The 13,895-nt window shown below is 36.4% G+C and carries 14 protein-coding genes; 11 read left to right on the top strand and 3 right to left on the bottom strand.

Annotation, left to right across the window (positions count from 1 at the left end):
• Window positions 1–7: 7 nt before the first annotated feature.
• Complete coding sequence (locus J1905_RS04355; protein WP_214226018.1) at window positions 8–1,534, bottom strand: glycoside hydrolase family 43 protein; 1,527 nt, start codon at window positions 1,532–1,534, stop codon at window positions 8–10.
• 74 nt (window positions 1,535–1,608) lie between these two features.
• On the opposite strand from J1905_RS04355, the gene J1905_RS04350 reads away from it, so the two are divergent.
• From J1905_RS04350 to J1905_RS04330, 5 genes are all read left to right on the top strand, one after another.
• The gene (locus J1905_RS04350) at window positions 1,609–1,848 is read left to right on the top strand and encodes a hypothetical protein (protein WP_214226017.1); all 240 of its coding nucleotides are present in this window, start codon (window positions 1,609–1,611) and stop codon (window positions 1,846–1,848) included.
• 270 nt (window positions 1,849–2,118) lie between these two features.
• Window positions 2,119–3,120, top strand: a complete 1,002-nt coding sequence (locus J1905_RS04345) for an LLM class flavin-dependent oxidoreductase (protein WP_214226016.1) — start codon at window positions 2,119–2,121, stop codon at window positions 3,118–3,120.
• Between the two features lie 70 nt (window positions 3,121–3,190).
• Window positions 3,191–3,661: a hypothetical protein gene (locus J1905_RS04340; protein WP_214226015.1), complete on the top strand. Its 471-nt coding sequence runs from the start codon at window positions 3,191–3,193 to the stop codon at window positions 3,659–3,661.
• Complete coding sequence (locus J1905_RS04335; RefSeq protein WP_214226014.1) at window positions 3,651–3,851, top strand: helix-turn-helix transcriptional regulator; 201 nt, start codon at window positions 3,651–3,653, stop codon at window positions 3,849–3,851. The genes J1905_RS04340 and J1905_RS04335 overlap by 11 nt, the downstream gene beginning before the upstream one ends.
• Before the next feature lie 117 nt (window positions 3,852–3,968).
• Window positions 3,969–6,377 carry a TonB-dependent receptor gene (locus J1905_RS04330; protein WP_214226013.1) on the top strand — a complete coding sequence of 803 codons (2,409 nt, stop codon included), beginning with the start codon at window positions 3,969–3,971 and terminating at the stop codon, window positions 6,375–6,377.
• 49 nt (window positions 6,378–6,426) lie between these two features.
• On the opposite strand, the gene J1905_RS04325 is transcribed toward J1905_RS04330, so the two are convergent.
• Window positions 6,427–8,058 (bottom strand): ABC transporter substrate-binding protein, encoded by a 1,632-nt coding sequence (locus J1905_RS04325; RefSeq protein ID WP_214226012.1) that lies wholly within the window; start codon window positions 8,056–8,058, stop codon window positions 6,427–6,429.
• A 45-nt stretch (window positions 8,059–8,103) separates the two neighbouring features.
• On the opposite strand from J1905_RS04325, the gene J1905_RS04320 reads away from it, so the two are divergent.
• Complete coding sequence (locus tag J1905_RS04320) at window positions 8,104–8,562, top strand: hypothetical protein (protein ID WP_214226011.1); 459 nt, start codon at window positions 8,104–8,106, stop codon at window positions 8,560–8,562.
• Here the strand turns inward: J1905_RS04320 and J1905_RS04315 are convergent.
• On the bottom strand, window positions 8,549–9,070 hold the full coding sequence (locus J1905_RS04315; protein WP_214226010.1) for an NADPH-dependent FMN reductase: 522 nt from the start codon (window positions 9,068–9,070) through the stop codon (window positions 8,549–8,551). The genes J1905_RS04320 and J1905_RS04315 overlap by 14 nt on opposite strands.
• Window positions 9,071–9,251: 181 nt before the next feature.
• On the opposite strand from J1905_RS04315, the gene J1905_RS04310 reads away from it, so the two are divergent.
• The 5 genes from J1905_RS04310 to lepB all read left to right on the top strand — a co-directional run bounded on the left by J1905_RS04310 (window position 9,252) and on the right by lepB (window position 13,706).
• Complete coding sequence (locus J1905_RS04310; protein WP_048906375.1) at window positions 9,252–10,055, top strand: ParA family protein; 804 nt, start codon at window positions 9,252–9,254, stop codon at window positions 10,053–10,055.
• Between the two features lie 11 nt (window positions 10,056–10,066).
• Window positions 10,067–10,987, top strand: a complete 921-nt coding sequence (locus tag J1905_RS04305; RefSeq protein ID WP_173091877.1) for a ParB/RepB/Spo0J family partition protein — start codon at window positions 10,067–10,069, stop codon at window positions 10,985–10,987.
• Window positions 10,987–11,643 carry a DUF5683 domain-containing protein gene (locus tag J1905_RS04300; RefSeq protein WP_214226009.1) on the top strand — a complete coding sequence of 219 codons (657 nt, stop codon included), beginning with the start codon at window positions 10,987–10,989 and terminating at the stop codon, window positions 11,641–11,643. Before J1905_RS04305 ends, J1905_RS04300 begins: the two co-directional genes overlap by 1 nt.
• A 113-nt stretch (window positions 11,644–11,756) precedes the next feature.
• Complete coding sequence (gene dapB / locus J1905_RS04295; protein WP_214226008.1) at window positions 11,757–12,497, top strand: 4-hydroxy-tetrahydrodipicolinate reductase; 741 nt, start codon at window positions 11,757–11,759, stop codon at window positions 12,495–12,497.
• A 9-nt stretch (window positions 12,498–12,506) separates the two neighbouring features.
• Window positions 12,507–13,706 carry a signal peptidase I gene (lepB, locus tag J1905_RS04290; RefSeq protein WP_214226007.1) on the top strand — a complete coding sequence of 400 codons (1,200 nt, stop codon included), beginning with the start codon at window positions 12,507–12,509 and terminating at the stop codon, window positions 13,704–13,706.
• The last annotated feature ends 189 nt before the right edge of the window (window positions 13,707–13,895 follow it).

Raw genomic sequence — 13,895 nt, 5'->3', positions numbered from 1 at the left:
AAAAGTGCTACTTATCTAAATAGTTAAGCTCAAATGATGAGAATTGTGCATTCTCCGCAGGGCTACCTTTGAAGTTTAGGCCTGGTCTAGGACTTCTGTCCCAAGGTGGAAGAAAATCAATAGAATGTGCTTTTTCACCAGCAGCTATTTCTTTCCAATCCGTAGATTTTTGCTTCCAATAAACACTGCAAGTAAGATTAGCTTTTACAACCATCTTCAGTTGAACAGGTAGGGTAGGATTAGCAATCTCAGTGCTACCAAGGACAGTTTCTTTATTATCTTTCACTGCCCAGAATTGGATTTTGTTACCTATTGTCCCAATACCAATGGCAGCATTTGCATCACCATAAATTACTAACCCTTTTAAAGCATGGTTGTTGTTTACGATAGTTGTGGTCATTTCATAATTTAAAAGAGAGGGGCGAATAGTTAACGCAATTCCGGTATTGTTATCTTTTTTAATATTGCCTGATAAATGAAGATTCCCTTTTTGTTGTGCGAATTTGGGATTGGAGTTCCTGAAATCCCACTGCCAGTCTACAGATGGACTTTTTGTTGTAAAGTTAGCTTTGAAATTATTGCTAGATGGATTGCTTGAAGCAGAGGATAGCTCTTTGAATTCAGGCCATTCATTTTTTCCTGACCAGGTAAGCTCTGCAAGCATCCCTTGTCTGCCTGTAAAAACGCTACTGGATTTATTGTAAGCATGATAGATATAGTAAAATTTGCCATCAGGACTATTGACAAAGGTGCCATGTCCAGAGCATTTCCACCATTCATTTTCTTGTAAAATAGGGTTTTTGGTATGGTTCTCATAGGGCCCCTGAAAGGTTTTAGACCTGGCAACTCTAACATTATAATCGCATTTACTACCACAGCAATTGCCCACAGAGTAAAACATATAATAGTAGTCATCTTTTTTAAGAATGCTTTGTCCTTCAAGTCCAATGCCTTTATCGTCTTTCATCATAGTAAATGCTTCGCCTTGAAGATGTAGCCCGTCATTAGATAGTTTACTGCCAAGAATTTCTATTGGCCTGCCATCTAATCCATAAGCCTTCCAGGTGATATACAATTGCCCATTGTCGTTAAATACGAAAGCATCAATGGCTTCTTTCCCATGCTCAATGATGATTCCATGGTCTTTGAAGTCTCTGTCTGGATATTTGGACGTGGCCACTCCTATGCAGGATATGCCGTCTTTTTTCCGTCTTGCAGTGTAATAAATAAAGTAGGTATTGTTGTGGTAATAATATTCAGGCGCCCAGAAAGAAGCGTTAGCCCATTCGGGAGCTTGTTTGAATACATAGCCTGTTTGCTTCCAGTTTTTTAAGTTTGTGGATTTAAACATAGGAAAGTGCGGAGCCCATTCGGATGAAGTACCGATGGCATAGTACTCGTTTCCTTTTCGAATAATTGAAGGGTCAGCAAAGTCTCCTGGAATAACTGCCGTTATCTCCTGGGCAAATAATGGTTGTACTGCTGCAGTAAATTGTGTTGCAGCTACAAGTAGTAGGTATTTAAATAGTCTCATAACCTGCAAGATAGAATTTTACTGTAATTTTTTAACGGTTTATTATGCGTACATTGTCAGTTAATTGAAAAATCATGGAAATTAAGGAGTTAGCTGAATCATTAGAGGTGGCAAAGACAAGTTTAGCAGATCAGCAACGTAACTTGAAACAAGTTCAAAATCTTGTTAGTGACCTGGGAAAGGAAGAGCAGACATTTGATATTAAACTCGAGATATCAAACCTGAATAAGGATGTTAACAGTCAAACAACTCTAATTGAGCAAAGGCAAAATGAAATCGCAGAACTTGAAGCTAGTATTGCGCTTTTGAAGTAAACGGATTATTTTCCCTAATTCTATTTACAGATAAAGAAAAGTAAAAAAAAGACACCAGCTATTGCTATGTAGATGCAAACACGATTTGTTAGGTATGTTTTCATAATGTTTGTGATTTCGGTTTTATTAAAAGGCATATTTATAAATACGTAGATGAGTTTTAAATAGTTGCCTGCTTTTGTAAGTTCGGTGGATTTAAAGTCATAAGGTAATAAGGAAACAGAGTTTGGCAGAAATAGGCTGTAGTTTTGCAGCCTACTTTTAAGCAATATGAAAAAACTACTGAATACTATTCCTTACTCTGTATTAGATCTTGCTACTGTAATTCAAGGCAAGACTCCAGCCGATACCTTTAAGAAAAGTTTAGATCTTGCCCGCCATGTTGAAGAGTGGGGGTATAACCGCTACTGGTTGGCGGAACATCATAATATGATTAGTGTTGCCAGTTCAGCGACTTCTGTAGTGATAGGGCATATAGCCGGAGGAACAAAAACAATAAGAGTTGGTGCCGGTGGTATAATGTTACCAAATCACTCGCCATTGGTTATAGCAGAACAGTTTGGTACGCTGGCTTCTTTATATCCTGATAGAATAGATTTGGGATTGGGAAGAGCTCCGGGTACCGATCAAGCAACAGCTGCCGCGATTAGAGGTGAACGTATGCATGCTGCACAGGATTTTCCGGGAGATGTATTGAGATTACAGGCTTACTTATCTGCTGATAATCATCGAAGTAGTGTGAGGGCAATTCCTGGTGAGGGGCTTGATATCCCTATTTGGATATTAGGATCAAGTACTGATAGTGCACGATTAGCTGCGGCTTTAGGTTTGCCATATGCTTTTGCAAGTCATTTTGCACCTGCACAGTTTCTCACAGCAATAAATATATACAGACAAAATTTTAAACCTTCTGAGCATTTGGCTTCACCTTATGTTTTAGCTTGCGTTAATGTCGTTGCCGCCGATACTGATGCCGAAGCCAACAAACTTGCTACTTCATTGTATCAATTGTTTAGAGGAATTGTAACCGGTCAGCGTAGACTTTTACAATCTCCTGTTGAAAGTATGGAAGGTATCTGGACTGACTACGAGGAGGAGCAGGCCGGGCAAATGTTGGCTTGTACTTTTACAGGAAGTAAAGAAACGATAAAAGAGGATTTGCAACAGTTTCTAGATCAAACACAAGTTGATGAGATTATGGCAACTTCGCATATTTTTGATCACAATGCAAGATTGCGTTCATATGAATTGTTAGCAGAGGCATTCAAGTAAACTAGATTAAATGTAAAATATATTTGACATTTAAGTTGCTTTGTTTTACATTTAATAAAAAATACTTGACATGAAAAATTATTTATTGATTCCCAGCAAATACAAGGTAATTGGTTGGATCGTTTTTTTACTATTTACAGGGGTTTACATTTATGGTACGCTGATTTACCCTAAAAGTCATGAGGACATGAACTTTGAAATCCCGGGTTTTACATGGAATTATATTGAAAGGTTTAAATGGGCAAATACAAACCTTACTATGGTCGTATTGACAAGTGGAATTTTAATTGGCTTACTTGCGATTAGTTTTTCAAGGGAAAAAGATGAGGATGAGTATATTTCCCTTCTCAGACTGAGGAGTTGGCAATGGGCGGTGTTAATATCGTATGGCATTCTGTTTTTGGTAAACTTGTTTGTATATGGCGATGCTTTCTGGGCGTTTATGGTATACAATATGCTTACTGTACTGATCGTGTTTATTGTTAAATTTTATTACAGTTTATATAGATTAAGAAAAGAGAGGTCTGAAGATGAAAAATAACCTGCGTGTTCAACGAGCTATTAAAAATATTACTCAGGCTGAGCTTGCAGAACAGATTCAGGTCTCTCGTCAGACCATCAATACAATTGAATCTGGTAAGTATGTCCCGTCAACAGTATTGGCGCTAAAAATGTCCAGAGTATTTGGTGTTAATGTGGAAGAAATCTTTGAATTAGAAGAAGAAGATTAATTTGACCGATAAAAAGGAGTATTTCACCGCTTCCCATTTGTAGATAATCTAATTTCTCTTGATAGAAAGTGTAACAAAACCGACCTTGCGCCGACTAATTGAAGAAATATTATTTATATGAAACGAATTTTACTATTATTTGCGGGATTGGGAATGATGCTTAGTGCAAATGCTCAGTTTTCTTTGGGAGGTGCGCCACAAAAACCCAAAGTAACTGGACGCATTACAGCATTAATTTTAGACTCGCTTACTAAAAAACCTATTGACTACGCATCAGTATCTTTAATAAAAATAGAAGACAATAAATCAGTAAACGGTGGAGTAACCGATGAAAAGGGGAAAGTGGTTTTGCAAAACGTTGTTCCTGATCAGTATAAGCTTTCGGTTGGATTTATGGGCTATAAAACTAAATCGATAACTGTTAAAACTAGTCCGGAAAAGCCAGATTTAAATGCAGGAACTATTTATGTAAGTCCTACAGAAAGTAACCTCAAGGAGGTTTCTATTGTTGGCGAAAAGGCTCTGATTGAAAATAAAGTTGACAAGCTGGTTTATAACGCTGAAGCTGATATCACTAATGCAGGTGGAGACGCTACAGATGTAATGCGTAAAGTCCCTATGCTTTCCGTTGATATTAACGGAAATGTGCAATTGCGTGGAAGTTCAGTCCGTGTTTTAATTAACGGAAAGCCGTCAGGAACAATGGCAAATAGCGTGGCTGATGCTTTAAAGATGATTCCTGCAGAACAAATAAAAAGTGTTGAAGTAATTACTAGTCCGTCTGCGAAGTATGATGCCGAAGGTTCTGGGGGAATTATCAATATTATAACAAAAAAGAAAACTGCTGAGGGCGTCAGTGGAAGTTTAAATACATCCGCAGGTACTCGTTCAAATAACGGTGCTTTTAATCTAAATGCTAAAACAGGTCGTTTGTCCTTGACAGGGAATTTAGGTGTAAATCATGCTTATCCACAAAACTCCAGAGTTGTGGTGTTTAATAGTTCTGTAGTAGATGGGGTAACTAATACGGTTTCGCAAAATGGGTTTTCTAAATGGTCGAGAGTTGGCTATAATGGAAGTGCTGGTCTTGATTATGATTTTAATAGCTATCATAACATTAGTTCTACAGTTAAGTTTAACAGGTTTTCAAATGGTGGTCCCGGTAGTTCGGATATTCTAACAAATAATGTCTTTTCTCAGAATATCAGAGATATGGACATGGGTTTTAATAACATGGACTGGAATGTTGATTACAGAAAGACAAGTAAAAAAGAGGGGGAAGAGTTGAGTGTGTCTGCACAGCTTTCGAGAGGAAGAAATACCAGTGATTTCTCAAATAGGTTTATAAGTGAAGGTGTGCCTGATTTTACTTTAATTGGAGGTAACACAGGTAAAAATAATGAGTACACTTTGCAAACAGATTATACTTATCCTTTTAGCAAAACAACAACACTTGAAACCGGTTTGAAAGGTATTTTTAGAAATATACTAAGTGATTATGATCAGAATGCTCAAGATTTTGATTACGATCAGAATGTAGGTTCTGCTTATGGAGTGCTTGGATTTAAATTAACTAAAAAAATTACTGCTAAAGCAGGTTTAAGAGCTGAGTATACTAAGATTGATGGGCTTGCGGGGAATATTTTACCTTTTAAAAATGATTACTTTAACTTGTTTCCTAGTTTAGTTTTGTCGCAAACTTTGAAGGGAATGACCACTGTTAAAGTAAGTTACAACCGCAGAATACAGAGGCCAAGTTTGTTTTATCTGAATCCTTTTAGAAATGAAAGTGATGTTTATAATCCAATGCAAGGTAATCCAAAGTTATCACCTGAGTTAAGTGATAATATTGAAGTGGGATATTCGACCTTTATTAAAGGTTCTGTAATTAATGCTTCAGTGTTTTATCGTAACACGAAAAATGTTATTGAAAGTTTTATCAAGCCAATCGTTGAAGATGGTGTAAATAAAAACTTAACCTCGTATTTAAACGTGGGTACCAGTCAGTCGTATGGTTTTAATGTGTTCGGTTCGTATAATCCAAAGCCAAAATGGACTTTGATGGCCAATTTTGGTATGAATACTTATGACGTTAGTAATGCTGAAAATAACATAAATACAGGGACTTTCCTTAATTATACTGCTTTTGCCAGATCTGCTTACGCGTTGTCTGGAGGTTGGAATACCGAACTTTGGGGCGTGATTAATTCACCAAGAAGAACATTCCAGGGAAAAACGGATGCTATGTATTTTTATGGCGGTGCTGTGAAAAAGGAGATTTTTAATAAGAAAGCAACTATTGGTTTAAATGTTTTGAATCCATTTAGCCGTGATTTAAATATTAAAACAGTAAACAATACGGCAACATCAACTCAGAATACTGATATTCATTATCCACTAAGATCTTTCGGTCTAAACTTTAGCTATAACTTCGGTAAGCTTAAGTTTACTCAAAAGAAATCTATTAAAAATGATGATTTGAAAAAAGAAGAGCAAGGTGGAATGGGAGGTGGTGTGCAGCAATAAATGTTGCCAGTTAAAAAGAAATAAGCCTCACCAATTTAATTGGTGAGGCTTATTTCTTTTTAACGGTTTTTAGAATCATTAGATTTTGTGGATTTATACTATATCCACTAATGTTATTTTGAGTCATGATTACTGATTGATCGTAGTAAATGGGAACTATGTTCGCATAATCCATTACCATCTGATCCATTTTTTGGTATAGTAAGTAGCGTTTGGCATTGTCGCTAACATAATAGCTTTGCTCAAATAGTTTGTCGAAATCATCATTGTAGTAAGCTGTATAATTTGGCCCATTTGGCACTTTATTTTTGGAATAGAACATGGCGAGGTAGTTCTCTCCATCCGGATAATCAGCAATCCAGGAACCCCTAAAAAAGTTTACCTCATTTTTAGACATTAAATCTCTTAAGCTTGCATTAGGGCTCACATCCACCTTTACTTTAATGCCGATTGCTGCAAGCTCGCCTTGTATAAATTCTATAAGGTCTTTATAAGTAGTGGAAGTACTGAGGGTAACCTGAGGCATTCCTTTTCCATTCGGAAATCCAGTCTCAGCTAACAATGCAGCAGCTTTTTCTGGATTATAATGATAGCCTTTAACTGCTATGCTATCAAAACCCGGCATCCCTTGTGGGATGAATCCGGCAGTTGCAGGGATGCCAATACTGTTGCGTAGGTATTTAATTAGTTTGGGCTTGTCAATCGCATAATTTATTGCTTGTCGTACTTTTTGGTATTTTAAGGGAGAGTTTTTGGTAATGGCTATGTTAGTGTCAACAAGTATTCCTACGTATTCGGTGCAAAGGTATGGCCCCTTTCTTAAGTTAAATTTGCCTTTATATTTTGCGGTCATTTTGCCGCTTTTTGTTAATATATCATCCCGGTAACTTCCATCAACTTTATCAAAAAAATCAAGATCTTTTTTTAGGAAGTTCATGAAGGCACTTTGCTTGTCAGTAATAAATGTAACTTTCACGGCATCGAGATAAGGGAGTTTGGTGCTATTTATTTTCTCCCAGTAATTTTCATTTTTAAGGAGAACCAGAATTTCGTCTTCTTTCCAGTATTTAAATTTAAATGGACCTGTTCCAATAGGGTGACTGCGGAAGTCCTTCCCGTAATGATCAACAATCTCCTTTGGTACTACAGAGCAATATTGAGTGGTAAGCAGTTTCATAAAAGCAGGGAATGGCTTTATGAGTTTAACTTGAAAAGTAGTGTCATTTATTGCAATAAAATTGTTGATGTCTTTTACCTTGTCGCTAAATATCCAGCCCCCTGATGAGGCAACTTTTGGGTCTATAAGGCGATAAAAGCTATAAACAAAATCGGATGCTACAGTTTTTCTACCTATTCCCTTGGGGAAAATGGGGTCGTTATGAAAGTACACATCATTACGGAGGTTAAAGGTGTAAGTCAATCCATCAGAAGAAATTTGCCAGGTTTTAGCGATGCATGGAAGAATGTTAAGGTTGCTATCTACCTGCACTAATCCGTTGAAAACCTGGTTAATCATCCACAGTGCATTCTGATTACGAGCAAAGGCCGGATCAAGAGAAGTTAAATTCTGATCCAGATTCATGTTAAATACTTTTTTGTCCTTATTTGAAGAAGGACCGCTACATGAAAAGGCAGTAAGCAAAAGCAATCCGCAAAAAATATTGATTATAATACGATGCATCAGTTTAGGAATACTAATTTTGCACAAAGTAATAAATAAATCAATATGTCTTTTTTAAATGCGGTTATTAGTAGGGTAGAGGATGAACAGTTACGTGAAAGTCTTCAGGATCGGGTAGATATAATTCAGCATAAAATTAAATTCATGGATAAAGTTGCAGTGGCTTTTCTGGATACGGAGAATAAGCTGAGCAAAGATCTTGAGGGGCTTATTAATGAAGCTGGTGGGGTTTTGCAAGATGATATTAACACTGCCAGAGTTGTTGTTTATTATGAGAAAAGCACCAGTATGTTACAATTAATGGGGGTTGTGCCTACCTTGTTGAGCAAAGATTGGCCATCGGTTGAGTATAACCGTGTTTATTTATGGGACGATGAAGCTGCGGTTGCAGATGAAGCTGACGTTGCCGTTAATGCGCTGGAAGATATTGCAGAAATGTTATATCCGGGATACTTTGTTTTTGGGAATGAAGGTAAAACCTGGATAAGCTTTAAAACGCAATAAATTTATTCATCTGTTGGTCGGTAAATTTAAGTGTATCTTCTTTAAAGAAATCACCCTGTTCATTTAATTCAGCTTTTATAGTAGCAATGTGTAACCTTAGTGGTAAAACATTTAGATGCAGGTAACTGCATACGCCACCAAAATGGTCAATACCGCGAATGTTTCCATATTTTCCTGAAGATACACCTACAAGCGCTGCTTTTTTATCGTAGAAACTTTCTGGGAAGTTGCAGGCATCAATAAACACTTTTAGTACACCGGGGAAACTGCCATTATATTCTGGTATTATAAAAAGAAACTTTGTGGTTTTTGTAACCATTTCCTGGATAGCTTGGAACTCAGTACTCCGTTTTCCATATAGGTCGGAGGCAATAAGGTTATCAGGTAAATCTTCAAGGTTAAAGACGGTAGAATCTAAGCCTTTTAATGCCAGTGTTTTCTGATAATATTGGGCTACTTTTAGCGTATTACTTTGAGGTCTGTTGGTTCCGGATATGATGGTTACCATGTATAAATTGTTAATAAGATGTGTAAAACACTTAAGGCATTAATACTAATTTTGCCATTTAGTTTGTATCTTAGCTATTCGTTAAAATATGCCTAAATAAACACAAAAATAGCATTTTTTATAGATTTACGTCGAGTAAATACAAGCCGTTAGAGAATAATTGTAATTATTAATAAGATAGATGAGTAAAATTATTGCATTGGCAAATCAGAAAGGTGGCGTAGGTAAAACTACTTCATCAATTAACTTAGCCGCAAGTTTAGCCGTACTGGAATATAGAACATTATTAGTTGATGCTGATCCTCAAGCCAATTCTACTTCAGGTATTGGTTTTGATCCAAGAAGCATCAAAAATAGCATTTACGAGTGTATCATTAATGATATTGATGCGGTAGACGCGATTCAGAAAACTGAAACGCCTAATCTGGATCTGCTCCCGGCACACATCGATTTAGTTGGTGCTGAGATTGAGATGATCAACCTGAATAACAGGGAGTATAAGATGAAGGCTGTTCTGGAGAAAGTTAAAGATCAGTATGACTTTATCATTGTAGATTGCTCTCCATCTTTAGGTCTAATTACCATTAATGCACTAACAGCTGCAGATTCAGTAATTATCCCGGTACAATGTGAGTATTTTGCTCTTGAAGGTTTAGGTAAACTGTTGAACACAATTAAAATTGTTCAAAACCGTTTAAATCCTGAATTAGAGATAGAAGGGATTCTACTTACCATGTACGATGTGCGTTTAAGACTTTCTAATCAGGTTGTGGAAGAGGTTAAAACCCATTTCCAGGAGTTGGTTTTTGATACGATCATTCAGCGTAACACCCGCTTAAGTGAGGCGCCAAGTTACGGTATATCGGTAATTATGCACGATGCAACTTGTAAAGGAGCAATTAACTATTTGAACCTTGCTCGTGAGATTGTTCATAAAAACGGAATGGTTAAAGAAGTACAGAATACAACTACAGCAATTATTTAAAAATATTTTTAATGACATCTTTTCAGCGAAAAACAGGTTTAGGTAAAGGGTTAAGTGCGCTTTTGGATGACTCAGATGCTGTAAACCCGCCAAAGAACGGAGTTAATCCGGTAAGCGAAACAAAGCAAGAGGGCGGTAATAACAACAATATCGGACATATCAATATTAGTGATATTGAGACTAACCCGTATCAACCTCGTACTGAATTTGATCAGGTTGCTTTAAATGAACTTTCTGAATCCATCAGGGTACAAGGACTAATACAGCCAATTACAGTAAGGAAACAACCTGGTGGGAAGTATCAGTTAATCTCTGGGGAGAGAAGATTAAGAGCTTCTAAATTAGCAGGGCTAACCGAAATCCCTGCATATGTACGTAGTGCCAACGACCAGCAAATGCTGGAGATGGCACTTATCGAGAATATTCAGCGTGAAAATCTTAATGCCATCGAGATTGCATTGAGTTTTCAGCAAATGATAGATGAATGTAATCTAAAACAAGAGCAGCTAGGTGAAAGAGTTGGTAAAAACCGTTCTACGGTAACCAATTATTTGCGCTTGTTGAAATTACCTCCGGCGATACAAGTTTCCATAAGAGATCAAAAGATTTCAATGGGACATGCCCGTGCTTTGATAAATGTTGAGCAGGTAGAAAAACAGCTTTTTATTCACGATGAAATTATAGATAAGGAATTATCTGTACGTAAGGTTGAAGAGTTGGTAAGAAGTATAAATAGTGTTCAGGTAAAACCGAAAACAAATAGACAACCTATTGGTGTTCCGTTTGAATATCAAAAACTACAGAAGGATTTAGCCTCAAGATTTGCCACCAAAGTTAAATTAAAGGTAGGTGAAAATGGGAAAGGCGCTATTGAAATCCCGTTCATGTCTGAAGATGACTTGAGTCGTATTTTGGAATTATTAGATTGGTAATGTACAAAAATCTGCTGCTATCGGTCTTGTTTCTTTTTATTGCAGTGACGGTTAGTGCTCAAGAAAATCCTGTTGTAAAAAAGGATACACTGATTAATAAAACAAAACCAGTGATTGAGCCGATCAGACCTCAAAAGGTGGATACACTTAAAAAGCCTGCCTATGTAAATCCAGGTAAAATTGCAGGAAGAAGGGCAGCTCTTAGTTCGTTAATGCTTCCTGGTCTTGGACAAATTAGAAATGGAGTTACCGTTTACAGACTTGCAAAAGTTGCCGGTCTTTATACCGGTTTTACACTTCTTACCATTTCATTTATTGATAATAGTAAAAATTACACGCTTTTCTACGATGAAATCCTTTATCGTAGAGATCCTAAGAACAACGGAGAACCAAGTGAAGATTTTCCATACAAGAATATGGATGAGCAGGGCTTGATTACTGCCAAAGACCTTTTCAGAAGAAATAAGGAAGTAATCATTTTCTCTTACGTAGGCCTATATCTTCTTAATGTGGTTGAAGCATATATCGATGCACGCTTAAAATACTTTAACGTCGATGATATTGGTATGAAGTTGTCTCCAGGACTAATTAGTACAGAGCATATGTATGGTTATAATAATGTAACTCCAGGAATAAAACTTACTGTTAGATTCTAGCATATTTTATTTGGGATATGCTGGCTTTTAATACCTTTAGCAAAAAATAAGAAATATTAAATGAATCGGCTTATTTTTAAGCTTGAATCAAGAGAAACAAAAGAATACAGTCAATGAAAATAGCATTACTAGGTTATGGTAAAATGGGTCAGATTATTGAACGTTTTGCATTAGAAAGAGGACATGAAGTAGTCTTAAAGATAAATATTGATAACCTCGAAGACTTAACAACCTCTAATTTAAAAAAGGCTGATGTAGCTATAGATTTTAGTGCTCCAGATGCAGCAATAAATAATATTTATGCTTGTTTTGATGCCAATGTTCCTGTTGTTGTAGGTACTACTGGTTGGTACGGACAGTTACAGGAAGTAAAGAATGAGTGTCTTACTCGTAACAATTCACTTCTTTATGGATCAAACTTTAGCATTGGGGTTAATATTTTCTTTCATATGAATAAAGTGCTTGCAAAGTTGATGAATGGCTTTCCAGCGTATGAAGTTCAGGTTGAAGAGATTCATCATACTCAAAAGTTAGATTCGCCAAGCGGCACAGCTATGACTATCGCAGAAGATATTATTGAGAATCTGGATAGAAAGAACGAATGGGTGAATGAACTAGTGGGAACGGAGTTTGATGATGTGTTAAAGAAAGAGCAATTGCTGATTGAATCCCATAGAATAGAAAATATACCTGGAACACATACCGTTGTATATAGTTCGGAAGTTGATGAAATTGAGTTTAAGCATACTGCTCACAATCGTTCCGGTTTTGCTCTAGGTGCAGTAGTGGCTGCTGAATGGTTAGAGAAAAAACAAGGTTTTTATAATATAGCAGATATATTTAATTTTAAATAAGAAAGAAATATGAATTGGAAATTCTGGCAAAAGGAAAATAAGGATGCCAAGCCCAAAAAGAAAAAGTCCAGAAGCCGTGAATGGGTTGATGCTATTTTGTTCGCAGTAATTGCAGCAACAGTTATTAGAGTATTCTTTATAGAAGCATACACAATTCCTACAGGTTCTATGGAAAGGTCATTGCTGATTGGTGATTTCTTGTTTGTTAGCAAGGTAAATTATGGACCTCGTGTTCCAATGACACCAGTAGCATTTCCTTTTGCTCATCATACAATGCCTTTAACAGGTACTAAGGCTTATTGGGATGGGGTACAGTGGAAGTATCATAGATTGCCAGGTTTATCAGAAATTAAAAGAAATGATGTAGTCGTGTTTAACTATCCTCAGGGCGATACAGTAGCACTAGAGGCTCAGGACATTGATTATTATAGAATGGTGAGGTCTGAAGGATGGGATGCTGTTAATAAACATTATACTATTGTTACCAGGCCGGTAGATAAAAGAGAAAACTATATTAAAAGGTGTATAGGTATTGGTGGTGATACCATTAGTATGAAAGATGGTCTTGTATCTGTAAATGGTAAACCAGAGAAGCTTAAGGGTACAGGGCAAATGACTTATTCTGTTACATTTAAGACCTCTGATATAAATTTCTCTGTTTTTGAAGACCTTGGTTTTAATATATCAGAGGAGGTTAGTCAGTCATCTCCAAATGTATACACTTTTACTGGAACTGAGCCAATGATGGCTAGTGTTGCTAAGCTTGATTTTGTGCAATCTGTTAAAGAAATAACACAACCAGAAGGATACCAGGAGAAAGATGTTTTCCCTTTCGATCCTAAAAGAAATTGGAATGCCGATAACTTTGGTCCATTTGTTATCCCTAAAAAAGGTTGGACGGTTCAACTTGACAGTGCTACTATGCCTCTTTATGAAAGAAGCATTAGAATTTACGAGGGTAATAAATTGGAAAAATCAGGTAACGGTTGGTTAATTAATGGTAAGCCCGCAACAAGCTATACCTTTAAAATGGACTACTATTGGATGATGGGAGATAATAGACATAACTCATTAGATTCCCGTTATTGGGGATTTGTTCCTGAAGACCATATTGTTGGTAAAGCTTTATTTATTTGGATGAGCTATAATACAAATGGATCTTTCTTTAGTAAAATTAGATGGAATAGATTGTTAAGAGGAATAAACTAGTTTTAGAAACTTAATACAAACAAAGAGGCCTGTATCATGATAATGATACAGGCCTCTTTGTTTTATGCGGCTAAACCAAAGGCGTTATTAGAAGCAGAATCTTTGTATTCAAGGTAAATATGGGTATATATTTTTAAGCAATAACTCTTTGATACTTTTTAAAAAAAATAAGAAAGTTCTTTATTTTTT

The sequence above is a fragment of the Pedobacter sp. B4-66 genome, assembly GCF_018492665.1.
In the GTDB taxonomy this organism is placed as follows: Bacteria; Bacteroidota; Bacteroidia; order Sphingobacteriales; family Sphingobacteriaceae; genus Pedobacter.
This window is presented reverse-complemented; position numbering and strand designations above follow the sequence as displayed.

Excerpts from the sequence above, each read along its gene's own strand:
- J1905_RS04355 (WP_214226018.1), bottom strand. The coding sequence starts at position 1,534 with ATGAGACTATTTAAATACCTACTACTTGTAGCTGCAACACAATTTACT.
- J1905_RS04350 (WP_214226017.1), top strand. The coding sequence starts at position 1,609 with ATGGAAATTAAGGAGTTAGCTGAATCATTAGAGGTGGCAAAGACAAGT.
- J1905_RS04345 (WP_214226016.1), top strand. The coding sequence starts at position 2,119 with ATGAAAAAACTACTGAATACTATTCCTTACTCTGTATTAGATCTTGCT.
- J1905_RS04340 (WP_214226015.1), top strand. The coding sequence starts at position 3,191 with ATGAAAAATTATTTATTGATTCCCAGCAAATACAAGGTAATTGGTTGG.
- J1905_RS04335 (WP_214226014.1), top strand. The coding sequence starts at position 3,651 with ATGAAAAATAACCTGCGTGTTCAACGAGCTATTAAAAATATTACTCAG.
- J1905_RS04330 (WP_214226013.1), top strand. The coding sequence starts at position 3,969 with ATGAAACGAATTTTACTATTATTTGCGGGATTGGGAATGATGCTTAGT.
- J1905_RS04325 (WP_214226012.1), bottom strand. The coding sequence starts at position 8,058 with ATGCATCGTATTATAATCAATATTTTTTGCGGATTGCTTTTGCTTACT.
- J1905_RS04320 (WP_214226011.1), top strand. The coding sequence starts at position 8,104 with ATGTCTTTTTTAAATGCGGTTATTAGTAGGGTAGAGGATGAACAGTTA.
- J1905_RS04315 (WP_214226010.1), bottom strand. The coding sequence starts at position 9,070 with ATGGTAACCATCATATCCGGAACCAACAGACCTCAAAGTAATACGCTA.
- J1905_RS04310 (WP_048906375.1), top strand. The coding sequence starts at position 9,252 with ATGAGTAAAATTATTGCATTGGCAAATCAGAAAGGTGGCGTAGGTAAA.
- J1905_RS04305 (WP_173091877.1), top strand. The coding sequence starts at position 10,067 with ATGACATCTTTTCAGCGAAAAACAGGTTTAGGTAAAGGGTTAAGTGCG.
- J1905_RS04300 (WP_214226009.1), top strand. The coding sequence starts at position 10,987 with ATGTACAAAAATCTGCTGCTATCGGTCTTGTTTCTTTTTATTGCAGTG.
- dapB (WP_214226008.1), top strand. The coding sequence starts at position 11,757 with ATGAAAATAGCATTACTAGGTTATGGTAAAATGGGTCAGATTATTGAA.
- lepB (WP_214226007.1), top strand. The coding sequence starts at position 12,507 with ATGAATTGGAAATTCTGGCAAAAGGAAAATAAGGATGCCAAGCCCAAA.